The organism is Lacticaseibacillus sp. YLM2-1 (assembly GCF_056583465.1).
The window spans coordinates 1,900,064-1,922,323 of the sequence record NZ_CM152617.1 but is presented as its reverse complement, the minus strand read 5'-3'; the positions used below and the strand labels follow the sequence as shown (position 1 = coordinate 1,922,323).

The window sequence follows — 22,260 nt, the reverse complement described above, 5'->3', positions numbered from 1 at the left end:
ACGAAGCAAGAGCGTTTGTGGTTTTAATTTAGTGAGATCGTGTTAGAATGCAAAGCATGAAGCTTCAAATGAAGGCGAGGGCTTATGCTCATGAAAAAATGGATCAAAGTCATACTGGCAGTGGTCATCGTACTCATCATTAGTGGCGGTGCGTGGTTTTGGATGAATCGCGGGTCGGCACCGTCCACTGCGCGAGCAGCAGGTACGTACCAAACGCCAACATTGTTTGTTCATGGTTTTGGTGGTGGCTATGGATCGGAAAAAGATATGATTGCTGATCTCAGCAAACATCCCGGGTATCAGCAAGTATTACGCTATACCGTCACCAACACTGGGCAATTGTCCGTGAGCGGTTCTTGGTCTGCCAGTGTGAAACACCCACTGATTGCCGTTGTCTTCAGCAGCGGCCGACCAGATGCGCCAACCTTAGGTAAAATTCTCAAACAACTGAAGAAACGTTATGGTATCAAGAACTTCAACGCTGTCGGGCACTCGGCCGGTTCAGCTGCTTGGGCAAACTGGGCAGTGACGGCAGATAAGCAGGGGATGCCGCAATTGCGGCGACTAATCACAATTGCCGGGCCGTTTAACGGTTTTCCCGGTATGCCGGGAATGAACGGCGGACAGCATATTACCCTTGCTAAAGATGGGCGGCCTAACGTTATGTCGGATCGGTACAAACCGTTGTATGACAATCGCAGGTATTTTCCCAAAACTGCCGCCGTTTTGAATCTGTTTGGTAACCTAGGCAAGGGCACAGATGGCCGAGTGCCAGTCAATTCAGCACGTTCCTTGCGGTATGTTGTTGCCGGGCGGGCGAAAAGTTATACTGAGCGCGAGATTACCAATAGCAAGGCGCAGCATAGCCAGCTACATGAGCACAACCCATTGGTGAATCGGTATCTGTATGAATTTCTGAATAATGGGAAAATTACGAACCGATTTAATTGAATGAGACATTAAAAGGCCTTCGACAACTTGCTACCTGTCGAAGGCCTTTCGTGTTTTAGTCATGATGTCATTTTGTTAGAGATTGTATTGATGGAGTAGCTGTTGGAAGCTGGGACTTTTTTGGAGAAAAGCCATTTCGGGATCGGCGGTGAAGATTTGTAGGAGTTGCCGCCGAGCTTCAGCAGGTGCGGTCGTTTTCTTGGGCTTGACGAGTGTGAGATGCTGCAGGATCGCTGGTTGTGGCTGGTCAATGATATTAGCCAATAATTCTTTAAGGATTGTGACGGCTTGACCAGGATCATCACTTGCTTCTGCAATTTTTAGTTGCGATTCAAATGTAAACGGATTGGTGATAGGTATCAAGTTGTCTATTTTTTGGCTCATGTCAGCATAGCGTTTCGCCGTTTCAAGTTGGTGATCAGCTATTCCAACTTTGGTAAGCACATTCAGGACAAGCGAAACAGCGCTCAAACCGGTGCTAAGCAACTTTTCACCGCTGATATACGCTTCCTTGAGTTGACCGCGTTGTAATTGCAGCTTTGGCCTCATAGCGTTATAAGCCACCACTTCAGTTGGTAACATCTTCAGTTGATTCTCGGCATCATCAAAATCTTTTTCCTTGAGGTACAGGTAGAAGAGACTTTGGGCCGCTGCTTGTGCCTGTGGCAGATCAGTGCTTTTTTCCGCAGTTTGATAAATGGCAACAATTTGTTGATACACAGCAGGCCAAGCTGTCTCAGGTATTTGGTCTTTCAAGGTTTGTAAAAAAGCTGCGTTCATCAAGTGCATCATGGTCACTGACGGGTAATGTGCAATCTGCGCTTCGGCGAGATCAACGGCCGCTTGCCATCCGGCATCTTTGGCAGTCGTCATCAGTTTTTCGTATAGGTGGCGACTCTCTTCTGGATCCATCGTGACACTGAAAGTAAGCAGGGTATTAACATCCGTGCCTAAAATGCGAGCCAACGCTGGCGGCAAGGTAATGTCAGGATATGACACCCCTTTTTCCCATTTACTAACAGCTGGGGCCGAAACGCCAATTTTATTGGCGAGTTCCTCTTGCGTGAGTCCTAAAGCTAGGCGCCGTTCGCGAATCACTTGATCAATATGCATGATCGTTCCCCCCTTCCTTATTCACCTTCATTATCGTTGCCAAGGTGAAGGAAAACAATCGCGCTGTTTTCAAGTTTGGCACAGAAAAATTAACTGTTGGTTAAGTTAGTTGAATTGCGTTACCAAACCTGGGTTACTGCCATTATCAGAAGCATGATCCCAAGAATTGGCCGCAAGATAGCTGTCAGCAGGCGCGGATCGAAGCGATTGAGAATACGCGGGGTAATCGCGGCACCAACCAGCGAGCCTAACATCAATAAGCCGCCGACCTGCCAAGCAATCGTGCCTTGGGTGGCGTGCAAAAGGCAGCCGATGACTGACAAAGCAACTAAAGCGTACGAAGAAGTCGCTGCCGCATGAGGCATGTCGAGCCCCATTAACATGAGACCGGCCATGATCGGGCCGCCACCGCTTAATCCAGCAACACCAACCATGAGGCCACTAATTGCGCCGAGGACATAGGCGAACCACGCAGGTTGGGTGGCTTTTTTGACTTTGCGCGCGAACGATTGACGTAACATTTGGACACCGAGCACCACAAAAATGACCGCGATCGCCCATGAATAGACGACTTCGGGAATATGTGGCGCTGCAAGACTGCCAATAATCGTGGCGGGCACGGCGGTCATCAGGATTTCGTTACCCGCGTGAAAACGCATATTTCCTGTACGATAATGGCTGTAACACCCAACCGCCAAGGCCGGAATGGCGGTAAATAGCGATGTTGCCGCAGCGGTGCCGGGTGACAGATGCGCGACGCCGGTCATGATGCCAAGGTAAAAAGCACCGCCACCGCCGCCCATTGTCATAATAAATGCCCCGACCAAAAAGCCGAGGAAAAGCAAGATGATTGTCATGTATGATTCCTCCGTTAACTAATGCTTCTATCGTATCGCATTTATGGATGGAAAGATTGTTAAAATGGCTGCTATTTCAGGCCGCTTTCATAAGCCCTTTTAAAATTTGACGTTGTTACTGAAAATATTGCGTCTTATGATAGAAACCGAAGGGGATTGATCATGGCGAGGACAACGATTGAAGTAAAAGAAACTAATGCTCGGCACGCATTGCTTGTGATCAGCATTGTAGCGCTCATGTCATTTTTGGGGGTGTTAACCGAAACTTCAATGAATGTCACTTTTCCAACTTTGATGCATGATTTTAATGTGTCTTTGACGACCGTCCAGTGGGTGACTTCGGGCTATCTTTTGGCCGCGGCGCTAATCATGCTGAGTTCTGCTTACATGAAAAGAAGATTTACCAACCGACAGCTGTTTGTGACGGCAGCATTGCTGTTCATTATTGGCGACTTGATGTGCGCAATGGCACCAGTGTTCTGGGTGTTGCTTGCGGGCCGGCTGGTTCAAGCAGGTTGTGTCGGTTTGTGTAGTCCTCTGATGGTCAATATTATTTTGGATACGGTACCGACAAGTAAACTTGGTACCTACATGGGCGTTGCGAACCTCATTATTCTGATTGGACCGGCGCTTGGACCAACCTTTGGCGGTGCCGTGGCAAACTTCTTTGATTGGCGAATGATTTTCTGGAGCACCTTGCCGTTTGCAATTTTGTTACTTGTGCTGGGACAGGGAAGAATCAAACAATACACGCCAACTTCAGATTTTGCTTTTGATTGGCTGCGTTTTACGGCTCTCGGTGTGGCCTTGATCAGTTTGACCGTTGCATTGAATGGTGTCAGTGATCGGAAATGGTTAACTGCGTGTGTGGGTTTATTGATCGTGGTTACAGCCATGACAGTTTTCGTTTGGTTGTCAAATCATCACGCCAAAACTTTGTTTAAGTTGGATGTTTTCCACGATCCAGGGTTCTTATACAGTTTTCTGCCATATATTCTCTTGCAGTTTTCGAATGTTGGGATTAATTTTTTGCTGCCGAACTATGTGCAAACTGTTGACGGGGCAAGTGCTTTTATTGGCGGATTAATTCTCTTGCCTGGCAGTGTCTTCAATGGACTAGGTCAGCCGGTTTACGGTTGGATGTTAGACCATTTTGGTGGACGGTTGCCGTTATTTCTTGGCAACACGCTATTTACGCTCGGCGTGCTCGGCTTTACGATTTTTGGCCGCCACATCAGCGTACTTTGGGTCACGATCTTGTATCTGATTTTTGCCATCGGCCGTTCCATGGCTTTTGGCAACAGTACAGCATATGGCTTGAAAGTCATCCAACCTGATGATCAAAGCGACGCGAATGCCTTATATAGCACAGGGCAGCAAGTGACAGGTTCAATGGGGACTACCGTTTTAGCTGGCATGATGACGGCTGTTACTGTCCCAGGCTTGTCTCACGCCCAAAATGTTGGGATTGGCAGTCAGCTGGCTTTTGGCCTGCTACTAGCGATTGGCATCTTAAACTTCTGGTTGTATGCTCGTCTGTTCAAGCTGACAAGTACAAAAAAGGTTGAATAAGGTAAGGCATTTCTGGTTTATGATCTAAAAAACCGCCTGTACTGAATCAGATCAGTGCAGGCGGTTTTTTTAATCTATCAGCTGACGTCAACTTTCATCTGGTAAAAAGCCGTGTTCGACAATCAATAACTGGCGTGCCATCGTCTCAACCACGGACTGCAGATCTTCAAACTTGCGATAATGGCCACTGGCAATGAGTCTGGTGGTGACCGCTGTTTGTTGGGCGATTAAGGCAGAAACGACACCGAAAACGTCATCGACTGACAGGCCCTCACGACGAGGCAGCTGTTCAATTTTCTCGCGGAAAATGCGATCGGCTTCAGCGGATATGGCAGTTGTTTCTTGCTGCACTTGTTGTCGCAACGGTTCGGGAAAATGCGGTAAATCAGCATAGGCTTGCATCATCAAGCGGTATTCAGCCGGGAATTTGAATTGCAGTTTCAACTCATACTTAACTGCAGTGGTCATCATGGCAGCCAAGCCAGGGGCATTCTGCCACTTTTTGGGGTCCATGTGATCATAAATCCGATGATAGGCATATTTGAAAGCGTCAAGATACAGCGCTTGTTTATTGCCAAAATAATGGAAGAGCAAGCCCTTAGATACTTGTGCTTGGTTGGCAATCTGATCGGTTTTGCTCTTGATGAAGCCTTGCTGGCCGAAAATTTCCGTCGCTGTTTTGAGTATACGGGTGACTTTTTCGGGATCTGTCACAACATTTTTCATAAGCTCAGATCCTGACGACGATAACCGACAATACCAAGAATAAATAATACTATAGCGCTAACAACCATCACGATTAGCCATGTTTGATCAACGTTTTCAACCGGTACATTGGCAATCCAGCCAAAAGGTGTGAAGTTGCCTGCGTGTTTTGGCAAATCAAACAATCCCCGGAAAATTTGAACGATCAGACCGGCTCCCATATACAGCCAGAATAGACTGCTTAAGCGTGGCCACAGACCGACTAGAGCGATGCCAAGGGCGATAAACGATATCACAGCCGGAACGCTAGCCACGAATAGGCGACCGAGGTACTTAAGCGGCAACGGGTGACTGAGAACAGTGTTCCCAGTGAAGAACAAGGCCAGCAGCCCGGCAGAAAGGACGAACACGCCTGCCAGCAGACCAAAGCAATAGTAGCTGACACTGATCGTGGTTCGCGTTGGCTTTTCGGCATGAATGACGCTCAAGTAACCAAGGTTGTCATCGCGTTTGAGTCGGAATGCCACTTGGACGCCAGCAGTCACGGCTAATGCGACGAAAATGCCGAGATACATGCCTAAGAATGACAGGACCATGGTCTGATTGGCAGCGTTGATTTGGCCAACATCTAGTATTTTACGATAAAGCGGATTCGTTTTAAGAATGTCGCCAACGCCGCCGAGCACACTACCCATGACGCCGCCAAACACCACGGCGCCGATTAACCACCCAGCAAATAATCCGCGCTCAGTTCGCCACAGTAAGGCAGGGATCGAGCGAAGCCAGCCGGCAGCTTTGGCTCGGCCGGTGCGTTCAGCAATAATCCCGGCGCCCAGATCGCGGTTGCGGGCAATCATGGTGGCGCTGGCCGCAAGCAGAATGCTGACCAGCAAGGCCAAACCTAAAGCCCAGACGTTGTTATCAGTATAGAAGTTTGCTTTTTCGAACCAACCAATTGGTGATAACCACGTCAGATTTTGATGCTGGATATCGGTGACCAGCCGAACCAAATAAGCGGCAGTCAGCACCATGTAGCTCAACATATTGGCTGTACGTGTGTTATTGGTTAGTTGCGCGAATAGCAACGCAATGGTTCCGAATAGCAAGTTGGCGATCACCATCCCCAGTGAAAACAGGAAGTCACCGTACAAGTCAGTACCACCCATGTTGACAGCGGCCAACGAGACAAAATAGAGGATACCCATTATGGCACTGTCGATGAGAAGCTCAAGCGAAGCGGCGGTGATGGCAGCCGTTCGCCCAACATTGCGAGCGCGAACCATTTCGAGCAAGCCACTTTCTTCTTGACCGCGGGTGTTGCGAATCATCAGCGGCATAACCCATAAGGCCTGCAAAATAATCATGAAGACGACCATCACACCAGCAAACACAATCGCTGTGTTATACGTGTCCACCTTTGGCATCGCGCCAAACATTGCCGCCATGCCCGGCGCTCGCAGCATTTTGACAATCTCTTTAGAGCCCGAGGCCCCGCCTGCAAAGGCTGCTTCCAATTTGCCAGCACCACTGGCAATCATCATGATCAAAATGGCAAGCCAGATGAGTGAAAATTTTAGATTTTGTTTGAGGTTTGCCCGAAGCAGATAACCTGCGTTCCGATTACTGTGCCGCATGGGTCTCACCTTGCTTTCCATAATAACGCAGGAACAAATCTTCAAGCGTTGGCGGCGTTGATTGCATGTCGACCACGGTGTTGGCGGCCAGTGTGGTCATGATGGTGCCAAGCGCGTCTCGATCAGCGGTGAAAACCGCCTTGGTGTGCTTGGAATCGCGATAAGTGAGGTCGTGAACGCCAGCTTGCTTTGCCAAATCAGTCATTGGGGTAGCGGTGGTGACTTCAATTTTGATCCGCGATAGATGCCGTAATTGATCAAGATTGCCGCTCTCAATCACACTACCATCACGGATGATAACAATTGAATCACACATTCGCTCGACTTCGGACAAAATGTGGCTTGATAGCAGCACACTTTTACCGGCTCTTTTCAGTTTTAAAACTTCTTGCTGGAAAGTCTGCTCATTCAATGGATCAAGCCCAGAAGTGGGTTCATCAAAAATATACAGATCGGCATCTTGCGACAACGCAGCAATTAACGCTACTTTTTGACGATTGCCTTTTGAATAGGTGCGAGCTTTTTTCTTCGGATCAAATTCAAAGGCCTTGATTAGTTCATCGGTCTTTTGATTATGCTGGCGGCCATTTAAACGTAGCAAGAGATCAATAATTTCGCCGCCAGAAAGATTTGGCCATAAATAAACATCCCCAGGAATATAGGCGATGCGTGGATGAATCGCCGCATCATCCCGCCAGGCATCTTTGCCGAAGACGGTCACTGAGCCGCCACTCTTTTTTAATAAGCCTAAAATAACTCGAATGGTCGTGGATTTGCCGGCCCCATTAGGTCCTAGAAAACCCAGAACCTGACCGGGTGCCAACGTGAAACTGACATCTTTTAATGCGGCAAACTTGCCAAAGTTTTTTTGAAGATGGTCAAGTTCGATAATAGCTGTTGTCATTTTTATCGTCCTCCTTAAGGTCAAACTTGAAACACGTTTTAATATGTCGGTGTCTGATCAACCTTTTCGCCTGCAGTATAGTCGCGGTTGACTGGCTAGTCAACGAATTGTTGACTCGTCAGTCAATAATTCTTATACGATGATTGAGAAGAGGAGACGACTTGAGATATGGCCCAAGCTTAACGTTTGTTGACAGCAAAAAACCGAACCCTGTTTGACGTTAAACAGAACTCGGTGCGGCATGTTTTTATAGGTTGGGGGTGAGACTAACCTCAGCTTTCCGGGAAAAAGCCTTGGTGTTTTAAGACTTTGAAGAGATCGCCGCGTTTTGCCGGCGTGGTGCTGGCAGCGCCAATCGCAAGATCGGTATAGCTTTCTTCGCGCGGATCGCCGCGGCGAGTGGCGTAGTAGTGGCTAACAGTGCGGTCAAAGTCAGTCATGGCTGTTGGTGAAGGGACAGGTTCATCATAGTGGTCGGTGAAAGCAACCAATTGCTGTGGCATCCGTGGCTTTTCGTCTGGATCATCGTCGGGAAAACCAATCGCCAGACCAAGTAGTGGAAAGGTGTACTTAGGTAGATACAAAAGCTCAATCATGGCCTGCGCATCATTTTGAATACTGCCAAGGGTTACCGTTCCGAGGCCAAGACTCTCGGAAGCGACAACCATATTTTGTAAGGCAAGTGTAGCATCGGCACTCGCCTGCAGAAACTTATCCATTCGGCCAAGACGATCCAGTGATTGACCAGCAGCTGCTGTCAGTTTCGCAACGCGATTGAGGTCTGCGATGAAAATGAACAGTTCACCATTGCCGTTCAAATAGGTCTGCGTGCTGATTTTAGCAATTTGTGCACGAATTTCAGGATTGATAATGTGAATAACCGAAAACAGCTGCAAGTACATTGAACTCGCTGTATGTTGTGCCACATCCAGTAATGTTCGAATGGTGGCGCTGCTTAAATGCTGCGGCTTGAACTGGCGGATGGAACGATGGTGCAGTTGGTGACGAAGGGTGTCATTGAGATCCAAGTAGTGGTCACTCCTTTGGGTTGATTGGGATTAAGGTTATTTTACATTAAAAAACGAGGCAACTTGCCTCGTCACGAAATTAATCACGGCATCTTATCTATCTGGGTCATGCCTACGCTCTCGGCGAATGAACCACCAAGAAACTAGTCCTATCAAAATTGCAAAAATTGCCAGACCAACCCAGAGCAACCACTGCCAAGCACCTAAATGAATTTTTGCCGTCATAATTTTGCGGGTGAATGGTAAATGGACGAGCAGACCCAGTAGTAAATAACCCATCGAATAAAAGTAAAGGAACAACTTGATTCCAGTGGGGCGAGAGAAGAACGGTAGCAACGCACCAACAATCAAGCCACTGACAATTAGAATGAACGAAATTTGCGGTGAAATTGTGAGTTGCCAACTTGTTTTAAAAAAGAAAAGCAATCCCACTGTGCCAGCAAAAATGGCACCACCACCAATGAAAAAGCCTACTTTTTGAGTGCGTGATGGTGTGGTGAATGCGTTACTGCCGACTATCCAGAGAAGGCTCCATGTCGCTATCAAAATGATGATGCTCACAAATAGAAGATTACCACCATCAAGCTTTACCTCGGAAGTCGTCAGGCTAGGCAGCAGCGTGAGAAGGATTAACATCATCATTAACTTCAAATTAAACCAAACAAAGTCAACAATATTTATGGGAATTGCTTTCAGCATCTCTGTCCCCGTTTGCGCGGGATCTTTCCCAAAATACGTTTCAGCATCCATGCCATTCTGTTGTGCATCAATCAAGTCTTGAAGAATGGCCATTAAGTTTTCTTCAACAATATGATCATCGCGAAACAGCGTATGAGCACGCATATAGACGATTAAGTCTTCATAATAATGGCGACTTTCCACATTAAGCTGTTTTCGCAATTGGTCATTTTCATCAATTAATCGTTGCGTTTCCTGTTTCCGTTGTTTCATGGCTTGTCCTCCTCGTTGATGAGCTGATCGACATGGTCTTTCAGTTGTGACCACTGCTGTTGAAAAGTTTGACGCGCAGCCATACCCTCTGCTGTGACGGCGTAGTACTTGCGGCTGGGGCCGTCAGGTGAGGGACGCAGATGACTGATTAACAACCCTTTTCTCTCCATTGTCATCAGGAGTGGGTAAATCGTGCCTTTGGGAATATCAACAAAGCCAAAATCGTTAAGCGCCTCACTGATGGCATAGCCGTAAAGCTCTTCTCGGGAAAGCAGAATTAACAGGCAGCCTTGAAGAATCCCCTTGAGCATTTGGCTATTGGTATCTGTTGCCATCACATGTACCTCCCAACTAATATGTATTGCCTACTAGTAGTATAAAGAGCGTTGACTAGTATGTAAAGCAAAATAGTTGAAGCCTGAAAACTATTTGTTAACTGATCTTAAGTGATTGGCTCAGCGTCACCAGCATGAGCATCGTTTGACATCCAGTCAAAGCCAAACCGGAAAAGCCGATACATAAAAAAACAAGGCTTATTTGCCCTGAAAAGAGGTGTCGCGATATAATGAAAATAATAACAGGGTGGAGTGATATCGGATGAAAATTGGTATGATCGGATCAGGCAATGTCGGACAGGTTCTGACGCAACTTTTCGTGCAAGCAGGCAATGAGGTTGTCATCGCACATCGGGGTTCAGTCGATGCGCTAGAGGATTTAGCGCGCGTTCTAGGAGCAGAAGCTGGCACAGTTGAACAAGCCGAAGCACAAGAAATTGTCGTCTTGGCAGTGCCTTTTTTGGCTATTAAGGCTTTACCGGAACCATTGGCTCAAGATCCGATCATCATTGATGCCACCAATTATTTTCCTGATCGCGATGCGTGGATTGCTGAGATTGAACGTCATAAAAAAACGACGTCTCAGATCGTCGCCGAGCATTTTCAATCAAGTAAAGTGGTCAAAGCGTTTAATACGATTGGGATGACCGTTCTCGCTAGGCTGGCACAACCTGAACAACCAGTTGATCGGATTGCGGTACCGTACGCTGGTGACGATGAACAGGCGAAAAAAGTGGTGGCGTCGTTAATCTGGACGATTGGTTTTGAACCGTTTGATCTAGGCGGTTTGGCTACGAGTTTTCCGGCGCAGGCAGATGGCCCGCTTTTTCTGGTCAACGAAACCGCCCCAGTGTTGCGCCAACATCTGAATCCCGAATAAGCTGATGAAGGCTGTCAGTAGAGCATCTTTTTAACCATGTTGTACCAGATTTCGCCAGCATGAGTAGAGGCAGCACGACCTTCATTTTGAAAGCCTTGATGTTCGTAAAAAGGGATCAACCGTTGTAGACAGGTTAAGGTGATCGCTTGGCGGTTTTGTGTACGTGCGACCTGGGTTAGTTGCTCAAGTAATTGAGAGCCGACATTTTGATGACGATGGCGCGGGGACACAGCGAGGCTTAAGACAGCGATGTACGGATCATCGGGCCGATTGGGCTGACTAGTACTGAAAAGATCATCTGTAATCGTTGGTTGATCAGTTGCTGGCCCGACTACGTAACCAACAATCGTGCCACCAGCGCGGGCAACAATGAAGGTGTCCGGATAGTTGGCAATGCGCGCTGCCATGCTGGTTCTAGTGGCGGCCTCTTGTGGCGTAAATCCTGCTGTTTCGATAGTCATGATCGTATCAAGGTCGTTCAATTGTGCTTTTGAAAAATGCAGTTTCATCGTTTTCTCTCCTAGTTAAGGTTAAAGGGTGTAAAAGGGAACGGACAATGATGGATAAGCGATTAGTCAAGATTAGCAAGACGTTAAGCATGCTCTTGCGCCACCATCCAGAAAAGTTGGGCTTGGTGTTAGATCAGTATGGTCGGACAGATTGGAAAACATTGGTGCGACGCTTCAATGCGCATTATCAAATGCATCTTGATCGCCAAGTCTTACAAGCTATTATGGCACAAAGCACTAAAAAGCGATTTGCATTGGAAGGAACAACGATTCGGGCGGTTTACGGTCACAGTGTGCCAGTCATGCCGCTCACACCAGCAACTGAACCACCGCAGTGGCTGTATCATGGCACCTCACATCAGGCGGCCACTGTGATTGCTAAGGAAGGCTTACTGCCGATGAATCGGGATTTTGTGCATCTGTCTGAAGATGTCGCCACTGCTCAGCAAGTCGGTGCCCGTCATGACACTCATCCAGTTATTTATCGCATTGCCGCCCGTGATGCAGCCAAAAACGGGATCCTCTTTTATCCCACGAGCAGTCGTGTGTGGCTTGTTTCTGAGCTGCCAGCAAGATTTTTACATTATCTAACTTCATACTTTCGAAGACCGTAAAATGTTTTTCAATGACAGATTACGGTCGTTTTTTTATGTTAGTATTAGGCATACTTAAAAAAGGAGGTATCACGATGAAAGCCGATGAACCCGATGATTTACGGTTAAATCCGAAACAGTTCGCGAACCTTGTTGTTGAATCGCACCAAGTGCCTGACGACAAAGATCCAGAGACGATCGTCAAGCGAAAACTGACGCTCTATCTGACTGCATATTACTTAGCAGAGCGATTTAATGAGCTGCAACAGACGACCTTGAGCCATGCACCATCGCGGAAAAATTACCAGGAGTTGTTAAAAAAGCTCGAAGAAGAACGTTTCCAAGACTGGTAGACTGATACAGAATTACGCACCTGTATTAGTGGTATGTGAATATATGAACATCACGCCAGCATTATCTTTTTCCAAAGATGATTCATAACTGATGGACGCCTCCATTGACTTAAAAGGTTAATTTTAAGCCGATGGAGGCGTTTTCTATTTTCCTTGACATTTTTCTTATCGGAAGATCAGTGATTGTTCTTTTAGTGTTCTAAACGGGCTAAAGAGGCGATTTCGTGACGATAATCACGTACTATGACGGTAGAGACAAAAACTTATGAAAAGAGGTTGGGACTATGTTACTCACCGTCATTGCTTACGCCATGATCGTGGTCTTTATGTATGTCATCATGACTAAGAAACTTTCACCATTTACTTCCTTGGTTATGATTCCCCTGCTGTTTGCGATTATTGCGATGGTGGCCGGGGTGGCTAATAAAGGTACGATCGGCGATTTCGTGTTGAAGGGACTCACAACAACTGCCAACACGGGGATCATGCTCTTATTCGCAATTCTGTACTTCTCAATTATGTTAGACGCTGGTTTGTTTGATCCAATCACTGCCCGGATGATCAAAATCGCGAAGGGCGATCCGATGAAAGTCTTGATGGCAACCGCGATTGTTGCGATGGCCGTGTCACTGAACGGGGACGGTACGACGACAACTTTGATCTGCTGTTCCGCATTTATTCCAATCTATAAAAAGCTCAACATGAACATGATGAACTTAGGTGTTTTGATTATTTTGCAGAACACCATCATGAACTTACTGCCTTGGGGCGGCCCAACTGCCCGAGCAATGGCCGTGTTGAAAGTTGACGCTGATATTCTGACCTATCTGTTGCCAGGTATGATTCTTGCCTTAGCGTATGTTGTTTTCTACGTTGCACCGCGCATGGGCCGAGCAGAACGGAAACGGTTGGGTGTCCGAGAGTTAACGGATGCTGAAATCGATGAAATGACTTCCGTTGTCGACCCAGAAGTTTCTGAAATTCGGCGCCCGAACTTATTCCTTTTCAATGGTATTTTGACAATCGTCTTGATTGCTTGGTTGGTTGCAAGTTCCTTCATTAAAGCCATTGCAATGCCACCATTGTTGTTGTTCTTAGTTGGAACCTGTATCGCTTTAATGGTCAACTATCCGAAACTGGGCGACCAAAGCAAGCGGATCGGTGCCAACGGTGGCGATGCTGTCCAAGTTGTTATTCTTGTTTTCGCTGCTGGTGTCTTCATGGGTCTGTTCCAAGGTACTGGGATGGCCGAAGCGCTGGCCAAGAGTTTCACTTCCATTATTCCTGATTCATTGGCTGGCTTCTGGGGCCTTGTCATTGCTTTGATTTCAGCACCAGGGACCTTCTTCCTGAGTAACGACGGCTTCTACTTCGGAGTGATGCCGGTTCTGGCTACAGCTGGTCGAGCATATGGGTTCACCAACATGCAGATGGCGCTGGCTTCCTTGATGGGTCAGGCGTTCCACTTACTGTCACCATTAGTTGCCTTCATCTATCTGTTACTCCGGTTGACCGGCTTGGACATGGGTAAATGGCAGCGCGAAGCTGGTAAATATGCGTTAGGTGTGTTCGCTATCTTCGTTGTCACGGTGATGTTATTCGGTCACGTGCCATTCTACCTGCCGCAAAAATAACGTCCTAACTGAAAAATACACCGAAAAGCCAATCATGATTGGCTTTTCCCCGTACTATATAACTTATCAACAAGAAAATATTGCGAGGAGGTGTCCAGATGTTTAATTGGCTGCGGCGACGAAAGCAAACACCGTCTACAAAAGAACAAGTGCCACCCCAAATGTCAGCACCGGCCGCGCCGGTTGATGATGATTGGATTGATGTCCCAAACTATTTAGCTGTTGATCCGGCATCAGAACTGCCCGTCAGTCTGATTGCCGCAGCAGTCACAGCCGATACAGCTCCTGATGCGCAGTTAGTGCTGAAGCATCTGTATGTCGAGAATCCTGAAGCAAAACGCGTCGGCTTGATCGCCAGCGCCATTGCGGCTGGTGATGGCCATGCCAATTATGTGGTCAAGTCAATCAAGAAAAAGGTGGAATGAAGAAGATGTTGAGAAAATTCAAGATCACGATTGATGGGAAAACCTATTTGGTCGAAATGGAAGAAATTGGCGGTGCGCCAGCCGCCCAGCCTGCGCCGGCCGCACCAGCTACGCCAGCGGCAACGCCGACACCGGCACCGGCCACACCAGCTGCGTCAGCACCTGCAGCTCCGGTTGCGCCGACTGGGGAAGGTGAAGTTGTCACTGCACCGATGCCAGGCACGGTCACCAAGATTTTGGTTAAAGACGGTGATGCAGTCACGGAAAATCAGCCGCTGATGATTCTGGAAGCCATGAAGATGGAAAACGAAATTGTGGCGCCTAAGGCAGGTACCATCGGCCAGGTGTTTGCAACACTTAACCAGAATGTCAATTCCGGCGACAATCTCATCAGCATTATTTAAGGAGGAGGGATGGCATGGAAGCGCTCATTCACGGAATCACCACGATCACATTAGGTCAAATCGCCATGATGCTGATCGGCGCGCTCCTGATGTATCTGGGAATCAAAAAAGAATATGAACCAACCCTTTTAGTTCCCATGGGCTTGGGCGCCATTCTGGTCAACTTTCCAGGAACAGGCGTCTTGACCCAAGTTGTTGGCGGCACCAAAGCAGAGGGGGTGCTTGATGTTTTATTCAAAGCCGGTATCAATACAGAACTGTTCCCACTGCTAATTTTCATCGGGATCGGCGCCATGATCGACTTTGGACCGTTATTACAAAACCCATTCATGCTACTGTTCGGTGCAGCAGCACAGTTCGGGATCTTTGCCACCGTTTTTGTTGCTGTCTTCTTCGGTTTCAATATCAAAGAAGCGGCTTCAATTGGTATCATCGGTGCCGCAGACGGCCCGACTTCGATTTTCGTTTCGAACCAACTTGCGCCAAATCTGTTAGGGGCCATCACAGTCGCTGCGTATTCGTATATGGCATTGGTGCCGATCATCCAGCCAATGGCCATCAAGGCAGTGACCACAAAGCATGAACGCCGGATTCGGATGACTTATAAGGCAGAAGGCGTTTCAAAGACGACAAAAATTCTGTTTCCAATCATTATCACGATTATTGCCGGGTTTATTGCCCCGATTTCCTTACCGTTAGTTGGGTTCCTGATGTTTGGTAACCTGCTGCGAGAATGTGGGGTGCTCGATCGGCTGTCTAACACCGCGCAAAACGAATTGGTCAATATTGTGTCGATTCTGCTTGGGCTAACGATTTCCGTTAAATTACAAGCTGATCAATTCTTGAACATTCAAACATTGATGATCATTGCTTTTGGATTATTCGCCTTCATCATGGACTCTGTCGGGGGTGTATTGTTCGCCAAATTATTGAATCTTTTCCGTAAAGATAAGATTAACCCAATGATCGGGGCGGCCGGCATTTCCGCTTTCCCAATGTCGAGCCGAGTGATTCAAAAAATGGCAACCGATGAAGATCCACAGAACTTTGTTTTGATGTATGCCGTTGGCGCTAATGTTTCCGGTCAAATCGGCTCTGTCATTGCCGGCGGACTGTTACTATCATTCTTTGGCGCATAAGAGCGTGAGCCAGCCCGGTTAGAAACCGGAGCATAAGTGGCCTCAAGCCAAACCGGCTGGGTCTTGGCCAGTTTGGCTTGAGGTCCTTATGTGCAGGTTTCTGGGCTGGAGATCGCGTTTAGACCCACGCAAGTTACTGCGCTGGTGAGCATGTTAAAAAGGGAGGTACTTCCATGAAAATTGACCCAGTTGCCGTTGAACAAGCGGGTGAACTGATGCTGATCGGTATGGGCGGCGTTTTCATCGTTTTATTCATTATTTATATCGTGGCGAAGTTATTACTGAAATTTGCCCCAGCTAAAAAAGCGGCGAAGTAACATGGCAACTTTAAAACGAATCTGGCTGGCATTGAATCCGCAAGAAGCAGCAGCATGGCAAGCCTTGCTGACGACTGCCGGGTTAGCTGCGGATCATCAGGTTGACTATACAGTTGGTATTTTTGAAGGAGAAACGTTACTGGCAACTGGTTCGCTTTCCGGTAACATCATCAAGGAAGTGGCAGTTACACCGGCAACCCAGCATGAAAACTTGTTGGCACAGGTAATTCAGGCATTACTGGATCGGCTTGACGATGATGGTGTGACCCACAGCTTTGTCTATACCAAACCGACCACCGTTAAATTTTTCCTGTCATTGGGCTTCAAGCAACTGGCAGCAACCGATGCTGTTGTGTTACTTGAACGCGGTTATCCCAACTTGACCGATTATGTTGCTTCGTTAGAAAACCAGCGGCGGCCAGAAAAACCAGCGGCAGCGATTGTCATGAATGCCAATCCGATTACGCGTGGCCATGCCTATCTGATTGAGACGGCGGCCAAAGCCAACCCAGTTGTTTATGTTTTCGTCCTGTCAGCGGAACGGTCTTTGTTCGCAGCTGATGAGCGGTTGACGCTAGTTAGAAAAGTTGCCGCTCGCTGGCCAAACGTCGTGGTGTTGCCAACCAATGACTATATGGTCTCAAATACTACTTTTCCGAGTTATTTTCTCAAAGAACGGGCAGATGCCGATGTGGCTGCTGTCCAAGCTCGGCTGGATGCTGCGCTTTTTAAACAAGCAATTGCACCCGTATTGGGGATTACTCGTCGCTATGTCGGTGAGGAACCGCTGTCGCCGGTAACGGCCATTTACAATCGGGAACTAGCGGCAACATTTGGTTCGGAAATTGAACTGATCGTCGTGCCGCGGCTCATGATTGACGGCGATGTTGTTAGTGCTACCCGTGTTCGCGCGGCAATGGCACAACAAGATTGGAAAACCGTGCAGCAATTGGTTTATCCAGAAGTTTATCAAGAAATAAAGGAGCGATCGACACATGGAAATTAAGCATCCTGCGACTGCTGGTACGCTGGAATCAAGTGATATTCAAATCACCTTGTCACCGGCTACCAGTGGGGTCGCCATTCAACTGCAAAGCAGTGTAGAAAAACAGTTTGGTCATCAAATTCGATCAGTCATTGAGGCCACCTTGGCCAAGTTAGGAATCGAAAATGTTGCCGTTGACGCGAATGACAAAGGCGCCTTGGATTGTACCATCAAGGCGCGGACGATCGCCGCTGTTTATCGTGCGTCTGACAATAAGACGTTTGACTGGGAGGAGATCAACGCATGGATAAATTAAGAAGAACCATGATGTTTGTGCCTGGTGCCAATCCGGGCATGTTACGTGATGCTCCGATTTATGGTGCTGATGCGATCATGTTTGACCTTGAAGATGCTGTTTCTTTGAAGGAAAAAGACACGGCACGAATGCTGGTTTATTCAGCCCTGAAGACCTTTGATTACAGTAGCGTGGAAACAGTTGTGCGGGTGAATGCGTTAGATGCAGGCGGAGATCAAGATATTGAAGCGATGGTTCTTGGCGGCATTAATGTGGTGCGCCTGCCAAAGACCGAAACTGCTCAAGACATTATTGATGTTGATGCTGTCATCACAGCAGTTGAAGAGAAGTACGGCATTCAAAATGGCACCACGCACATGATGGCTGCAATTGAGTCGGCTGAAGGGGTTTTGAATGCTCGCGAAATCGCACAAGCTTCATCACGTATGATTGGGATTGCGTTGGGTGCAGAAGATTATCTGACGAGTCAACATACCCACCGCTCGACGGATGGCGCTGAATTGTCTTTTGCCCGTAACTATATCCTGCATGCTGCGCGAGAAGCTGGCATCGCGGCGATTGATACGGTCTATACACAAGTGGACAACGAAGAAGGTTTGCGCCACGAAACCGCCTTAATCAAACAGCTTGGCTTTGATGGCAAGTCCGTCATCAATCCACGGCAAATTCCAGTCATTAATGGGGTTTTTGCCCCTGCTTTGGCGGAAGTTCAAAAAGCACGTGAGATTGTTGCTGGCTTGAAAGAAGCCGAAGCTAAGGGCGCGGGGGTTGTTTCTGTGAACGGGCAGATGGTTGATAAGCCAGTTGTCGAACGGGCACAGTATACCATCGCGCTCGCAAAGGCATCAGGAATGGAGGTAGACTGATGGTCAAGAATACACTCAACCGTGATATCCCAGAACCATATGCGGATCAATACGGTGTTTATGGCGGCGAGTTTGCCAACATTAAGCCTTATGATGAACATGCCCGCCACATCAACCCGGTTAAGCCGGATCACAGCAAACTCGTGGCGTCAATTCACGATGCCATTGTAGCAACTGGGCTGAAGGACGGCATGACCATTTCTTTTCACCATCATTTTCGTGAAGGGGACTATGTGATGAACATGGTCCTAGCTGAGATTGCCAAAATGGGGATCAAGAACCTGTCAATTGCGCCAAGTTCGATTGCCAATGTACATGAACCATTGATTGAGCACATCAAAAACGGTGTGGTGACCAACATCACCAGTTCCGGCTTGCGCGACAAAGTGGGGGCAGCAATTTCAAGCGGCATCATGAAGAATCCAGTTGTGATTCGCTCACATGGCGGCCGGGCCCGAGCCATTGCTCGTGGCGATATTCATATTGACGTTGCCTTTCTTGGTGCCCCTAGCAGTGATGAGTACGGCAACATTAACGGCACAAAAGGTAAGGCGACCTGTGGCTCGTTAGGTTATGCCATGATTGACGCAAAATATGCGGATCAAGTTGTTGCCATTACTGACAGTTTAATGCCATATCCGAATACGCCAATCAGCATTCCGCAAACCGACGTTGACTATGTCGTGCAAGTTGATGCGATTGGCGATCCAACTGGGATTGCCAAAGGTGCGACCCGTTTCACGAAGAACCCGAAGGAATTAAAAATTGCGGAGTATGCGGCAGAGGTCATTACCAAATCGGCCTACTTCAAAAATGGGTTCTCATTCCAGACCGGTACTGGCGGCTCTTCGCTGGCTGTTGCGCGTTTTCTGCGGCAAGCGATGTTGGACCAAGACATCAAAGCTAGTTTTGCGTTGGGTGGCATTACCAATTCAATGGTTGAATTGTTGAAGGAAGGCCTTGTCGAAAAGATTATCGATGTGCAGGACTTTGACCATCCCTCTGCGGTTTCATTAGGCGAGAACGCAGATCATTACGAGATTGATGCTAATATGTACGCGTCACCGTTAAGCAAAGGTGCAGTTATCAATCAGTTAGATATTGCGATTTTATCGGCACTGGAAATTGATACTAACTTTAACGTTAACGTGATCACGGGTTCTGACGGCATTATCCGTGGCGCTTCTGGTGGCCATAGTGACACAAGTGCTGCCTGCAAAATGAGCATGGTGATTGCGCCACTGGTTCGCGGTCGGATCCCAACGATTGTTGAAAATGTCAATACTGTTGTGACACCGGGTGCCAGTGTTGACGTTGTCGTGACCGAAGTCGGCGTCGCTATTAATCCCGCACGGACTGATTTGATTGAAATGTTTAAAAATCTGAAAGTGCCGCTGTTTTCAATTGAAGATCTGAAAAAGATGGCCTATCAAATTACTGGTACACCGGAAGCCATCGAATATGGCGATAAAGTGGTCGCTTTGATCGAATATCGCGATGGCACCTTGATCGATGTGGTTCACAATGTTTAAATTAACCATTTTAAATGGTCCGCAAGTTGATCTTGGTCAAATGCTGGCTGCCAAAGATGCTCGCGTGGTTAAAGAGCGAGCGTTGTTGGTGACTGCACCAACCAATACGCTCTTGCACGTGACTTTACGCATTCCTGGACCGGTTAAAACCGGTACTCGAATTGAAGCCGTTTTTTCGGCGGTCATGCAGACCTTGACGCAGCAACTTGGCGAGGCCGTTCGATCTTCGGACATTGACTTATTGCCAACTGGACCGGAAGCTTATTTTTTGACCACGCTGTCACCTTTGTCACTCAAGCGGCTCATGGTCGCGTTTGAAAATCAGCAACGGTTCTGTGACCTGCTGGATCTTGATGTTATCACGTTACGCGATGCGGAACTGTATCAAGTTTCTCGCACGGATCTTGCCTTGCCACCACGTGCCTGTCTGGTTTGCGGCGGCGACGCCAAGGCCTGTGCCCGATCACGGCGGCACGGTTTGCCAGAGGTACAACAAGTGGTGGAAACAATCGTAAAAGAGAGCGCGAGCTGACCCGGTTAGAAACCGGCGTGTAAGTGGCCTCAAGTGCGGTGGCCGGGCTTTGGCCATTGCGCTTGAGGTCCTTACACAAAGGTTTCTGGGTCAGCGAGCGCGTTTAAAGAGAGCGCGAGCCAGACCGCTTAGAAACCGGAGCATATGTGGGCACAAGTGTGATGGCCGGGCTTTGCCCATTGCACTTGTGGTCCTTATGTGCAGGTTTCTGGGTCAGTGAATGCGTTTTAAAAGGAGGACAACCCCATGCCTAAACAGAAAGTCCAATTCATGGAAACCGTTTTGCGTGACGGGCAACAAAGCCTGATTGCCACGCGGATGCCGATCAGTGATATTTTGCCGATTCTCGATAAGATGGATGCTGCCGGCTATGCATCTTTGGAAATGTGGGGCGGGGCAACTTTTGATGCCTGTCTCCGTTATCTGAATGAAGATCCGTGGGAACGGTTGCGCAAGATTCGTAAGGCGGTCAAGCACACCAAATTGCAAATGCTCTTGCGCGGGCAAAACTTGTTAGGTTACAAGAACTATGCCGACGATGTGGTCACTGACTTTGTCACAAAGTCAGTTGAAAACGGGATCGATATCATTCGTATTTTCGATGCGTTGAATGATACACGCAACTTGCGAACGGCGCTTGAAGCGACGAAGCAAGCAGGCGGGCATGCCCAACTTGCTATTTGTTACACAACCAGTGATTTCCATACGATCGACTACTTCATCAAGTTAGCCAAAGACATGGCTGACATGGGTGCAGATTCAATTGCAATCAAAGACATGGCAGGCATTTTGACCCCACAGAAGGCGTTTGATCTGGTTACTGGTATTAAGCAGGAAATCAGCGTGCCACTGGAAGTGCATACGCACGCCACCGCTGGTATGGCTGAGATGACGTATCTGGAAGCAGTTCGCGCCGGTGCTGATATCATTGATACCGCGGTTTCGCCATTTGCTGGCGGCACCAGTCAGCCAGCAACAGAATCCATGCTGGTTGCGTTGCAAGATCTTGGCTATCCGACTGATGTTGATTTAAGCACGGTCAGTGACATCGCCACTTACTTTGCGCCGATTCGCGATCGATTCCGCGAGTCCGGTCAACTGAATCCGCGCGTGAAAGATGTTGAACCTAAATCCTTGATCTATCAGGTGCCAGGCGGAATGTTGTCTAACCTGTTGGCGCAACTAAAAGATCAAGGACAAGAAGCGCTCTATGGCGATGTTTTGAAGGAAGTGCCGCGTGTCCGAGCTGACTTAGGCTATCCGCCGTTGGTCACACCGCTGTCGCAGATGGTGGGCACACAAAGTTTGATGAATGTCATGAGCGGTGAGCGTTATAAGTTGATTCCAAATGAAATTAAGGATTACGTGCGCGGCCTTTATGGTCGGCCGCCAGTGGCAATTGCACCCGAAATGGTGAAAAAGATCATTGGTGATGCACCGGTTGTCACACAACGTCCCGCGGATTTAATCAAGCCGCAAATGCCTGATTTCCGTCAAGCGATTGCGCAATATGCGCACGACGAAGAGGATGTCTTAAGCTATGCTTTGTTCCCAGATCAAGCTAAAGATTTTCTTGGCCGGCGCGAAGATCCGTTTTATGATGTGCCGGAGCAGAAGGTGTCGCTAAGTTTTGAGCCGACGCATGATTGATCTGATGTTGACCGTCGTTGCGTGAGCCTGCTACACTAGTTGCCAGTTGTTCCTAGCTTCATTTCCCTTAAGTCG

At 48.0% G+C, this 22,260-nt stretch carries 25 protein-coding genes; 16 read left to right on the top strand and 9 right to left on the bottom strand.

All coding sequences use genetic code 11. The features are described from left to right. Nucleotides 1-84 precede the first annotated feature (84 nt). Entirely contained in the window at nucleotides 85-951 is an 867-nt protein-coding gene (locus AC07KQ_RS09365) for an alpha/beta hydrolase (protein WP_016379374.1), read from the top strand. Nucleotides 952-1,026: 75 nt separating this feature from the next. On the opposite strand, the gene AC07KQ_RS09360 is transcribed toward AC07KQ_RS09365, so the two are convergent. Further along, on the bottom strand, nucleotides 1,027-2,064 hold the full coding sequence (locus tag AC07KQ_RS09360; RefSeq protein ID WP_016379373.1) for a helix-turn-helix domain-containing protein: 1,038 nt from the start codon (nucleotides 2,062-2,064) through the stop codon (nucleotides 1,027-1,029). 119 nt (nucleotides 2,065-2,183) lie between these two features. Continuing rightward, on the bottom strand, nucleotides 2,184-2,921 hold the full coding sequence (locus AC07KQ_RS09355; RefSeq protein ID WP_012491733.1) for a sulfite exporter TauE/SafE family protein: 738 nt from the start codon (nucleotides 2,919-2,921) through the stop codon (nucleotides 2,184-2,186). A 162-nt stretch (nucleotides 2,922-3,083) separates the two neighbouring features. Here AC07KQ_RS09355 and AC07KQ_RS09350 point away from each other — a divergent pair, with 162 nt between their 5' ends. Next, nucleotides 3,084-4,493, top strand: coding sequence for an MFS transporter (locus AC07KQ_RS09350; RefSeq protein ID WP_016379372.1), 1,410 nt, complete (start codon nucleotides 3,084-3,086; stop codon nucleotides 4,491-4,493). Nucleotides 4,494-4,580: 87 nt separating this feature from the next. Here the strand turns inward: AC07KQ_RS09350 and AC07KQ_RS09345 are convergent, their stop codons facing one another. The 6 genes from AC07KQ_RS09345 to AC07KQ_RS09320 form a co-directional block, all read right to left on the bottom strand. After that, the gene (locus tag AC07KQ_RS09345; protein WP_003566214.1) at nucleotides 4,581-5,219 is read right to left on the bottom strand and encodes a TetR/AcrR family transcriptional regulator; all 639 of its coding nucleotides are present in this window, start codon (nucleotides 5,217-5,219) and stop codon (nucleotides 4,581-4,583) included. Continuing rightward, nucleotides 5,216-6,832 (bottom strand): ABC transporter permease, encoded by a 1,617-nt coding sequence (locus AC07KQ_RS09340; RefSeq protein ID WP_480156547.1) that lies wholly within the window; start codon nucleotides 6,830-6,832, stop codon nucleotides 5,216-5,218. The genes AC07KQ_RS09345 and AC07KQ_RS09340 overlap by 4 nt, the downstream gene beginning before the upstream one ends. After that, nucleotides 6,819-7,736, bottom strand: coding sequence for an ABC transporter ATP-binding protein (locus AC07KQ_RS09335; RefSeq protein ID WP_016379572.1), 918 nt, complete (start codon nucleotides 7,734-7,736; stop codon nucleotides 6,819-6,821). Before AC07KQ_RS09335 ends, AC07KQ_RS09340 begins: the two co-directional genes overlap by 14 nt. A gap of 272 nt (nucleotides 7,737-8,008) precedes the next feature. Next, nucleotides 8,009-8,764 (bottom strand): NADPH-dependent oxidoreductase, encoded by a 756-nt coding sequence (locus AC07KQ_RS09330; RefSeq protein WP_016379573.1) that lies wholly within the window; start codon nucleotides 8,762-8,764, stop codon nucleotides 8,009-8,011. Between the two features lie 93 nt (nucleotides 8,765-8,857). Then, a complete protein-coding gene (locus tag AC07KQ_RS09325; protein ID WP_003566207.1) occupies nucleotides 8,858-9,715 on the bottom strand; it encodes a hypothetical protein in 858 nt (285 codons plus the stop codon). Further along, nucleotides 9,712-10,050, bottom strand: a complete 339-nt coding sequence (locus AC07KQ_RS09320) for a PadR family transcriptional regulator (protein ID WP_003566205.1) — start codon at nucleotides 10,048-10,050, stop codon at nucleotides 9,712-9,714. The genes AC07KQ_RS09325 and AC07KQ_RS09320 overlap by 4 nt, the downstream gene beginning before the upstream one ends. Before the next feature lie 262 nt (nucleotides 10,051-10,312). Here AC07KQ_RS09320 and AC07KQ_RS09315 point away from each other — a divergent pair, with 262 nt between their 5' ends. Continuing rightward, nucleotides 10,313-10,930, top strand: coding sequence for an NADPH-dependent F420 reductase (locus tag AC07KQ_RS09315; protein ID WP_003566203.1), 618 nt, complete (start codon nucleotides 10,313-10,315; stop codon nucleotides 10,928-10,930). 14 nt (nucleotides 10,931-10,944) lie between these two features. Here AC07KQ_RS09315 and AC07KQ_RS09310 read toward each other — a convergent pair whose 3' ends face one another. Next, nucleotides 10,945-11,439, bottom strand: a complete 495-nt coding sequence (locus AC07KQ_RS09310; RefSeq protein ID WP_003579857.1) for a GNAT family N-acetyltransferase — start codon at nucleotides 11,437-11,439, stop codon at nucleotides 10,945-10,947. Nucleotides 11,440-11,486: 47 nt separating this feature from the next. On the opposite strand from AC07KQ_RS09310, the gene AC07KQ_RS09305 reads away from it, so the two are divergent. The 13 genes from AC07KQ_RS09305 (at nucleotide 11,487) to AC07KQ_RS09245 (ending at nucleotide 22,185) form a co-directional block, all read left to right on the top strand. Then, nucleotides 11,487-12,053, top strand: a complete 567-nt coding sequence (locus AC07KQ_RS09305) for an RNA 2'-phosphotransferase (RefSeq protein ID WP_016379574.1) — start codon at nucleotides 11,487-11,489, stop codon at nucleotides 12,051-12,053. Between the two features lie 74 nt (nucleotides 12,054-12,127). Beyond that, complete coding sequence (locus tag AC07KQ_RS09300; RefSeq protein WP_003566197.1) at nucleotides 12,128-12,385, top strand: hypothetical protein; 258 nt, start codon at nucleotides 12,128-12,130, stop codon at nucleotides 12,383-12,385. Nucleotides 12,386-12,669: 284 nt separating this feature from the next. Beyond that, nucleotides 12,670-14,019 carry a CitMHS family transporter gene (locus tag AC07KQ_RS09295; protein ID WP_003579853.1) on the top strand — a complete coding sequence of 450 codons (1,350 nt, stop codon included), beginning with the start codon at nucleotides 12,670-12,672 and terminating at the stop codon, nucleotides 14,017-14,019. A gap of 98 nt (nucleotides 14,020-14,117) precedes the next feature. Beyond that, nucleotides 14,118-14,444 (top strand): hypothetical protein, encoded by a 327-nt coding sequence (locus tag AC07KQ_RS09290; RefSeq protein WP_003573264.1) that lies wholly within the window; start codon nucleotides 14,118-14,120, stop codon nucleotides 14,442-14,444. Between the two features lie 5 nt (nucleotides 14,445-14,449). Then, complete coding sequence (locus AC07KQ_RS09285) at nucleotides 14,450-14,848, top strand: acetyl-CoA carboxylase biotin carboxyl carrier protein subunit (RefSeq protein WP_071252809.1); 399 nt, start codon at nucleotides 14,450-14,452, stop codon at nucleotides 14,846-14,848. Between the two features lie 14 nt (nucleotides 14,849-14,862). Continuing rightward, nucleotides 14,863-15,987, top strand: a complete 1,125-nt coding sequence (locus AC07KQ_RS09280) for a sodium ion-translocating decarboxylase subunit beta (RefSeq protein ID WP_003566189.1) — start codon at nucleotides 14,863-14,865, stop codon at nucleotides 15,985-15,987. Nucleotides 15,988-16,160: 173 nt separating this feature from the next. After that, on the top strand, nucleotides 16,161-16,304 hold the full coding sequence (locus AC07KQ_RS09275) for an OadG-related small transporter subunit (RefSeq protein WP_003566186.1): 144 nt from the start codon (nucleotides 16,161-16,163) through the stop codon (nucleotides 16,302-16,304). Nucleotide 16,305: 1 nt separating this feature from the next. After that, nucleotides 16,306-17,310 (top strand): [citrate (pro-3S)-lyase] ligase, encoded by a 1,005-nt coding sequence (citC, locus tag AC07KQ_RS09270; protein ID WP_173959224.1) that lies wholly within the window; start codon nucleotides 16,306-16,308, stop codon nucleotides 17,308-17,310. Continuing rightward, on the top strand, nucleotides 17,300-17,605 hold the full coding sequence (gene citD, locus AC07KQ_RS09265; protein WP_003566181.1) for a citrate lyase acyl carrier protein: 306 nt from the start codon (nucleotides 17,300-17,302) through the stop codon (nucleotides 17,603-17,605). The genes citC and citD overlap by 11 nt, the downstream gene beginning before the upstream one ends. Then, on the top strand, nucleotides 17,593-18,471 hold the full coding sequence (locus AC07KQ_RS09260; RefSeq protein WP_003566178.1) for an aldolase/citrate lyase family protein: 879 nt from the start codon (nucleotides 17,593-17,595) through the stop codon (nucleotides 18,469-18,471). Before citD ends, AC07KQ_RS09260 begins: the two co-directional genes overlap by 13 nt. Then, nucleotides 18,471-20,003 carry a citrate lyase subunit alpha gene (citF, locus tag AC07KQ_RS09255; protein WP_003566173.1) on the top strand — a complete coding sequence of 511 codons (1,533 nt, stop codon included), beginning with the start codon at nucleotides 18,471-18,473 and terminating at the stop codon, nucleotides 20,001-20,003. The genes AC07KQ_RS09260 and citF overlap by 1 nt, the downstream gene beginning before the upstream one ends. Next, nucleotides 19,996-20,535 carry a citrate lyase holo-[acyl-carrier protein] synthase gene (gene citX, locus AC07KQ_RS09250; RefSeq protein WP_016379410.1) on the top strand — a complete coding sequence of 180 codons (540 nt, stop codon included), beginning with the start codon at nucleotides 19,996-19,998 and terminating at the stop codon, nucleotides 20,533-20,535. The genes citF and citX overlap by 8 nt, the downstream gene beginning before the upstream one ends. A 246-nt stretch (nucleotides 20,536-20,781) precedes the next feature. Further along, on the top strand, nucleotides 20,782-22,185 hold the full coding sequence (locus AC07KQ_RS09245) for an oxaloacetate decarboxylase subunit alpha (protein WP_003599174.1): 1,404 nt from the start codon (nucleotides 20,782-20,784) through the stop codon (nucleotides 22,183-22,185). Nucleotides 22,186-22,260 lie beyond the last annotated feature (75 nt).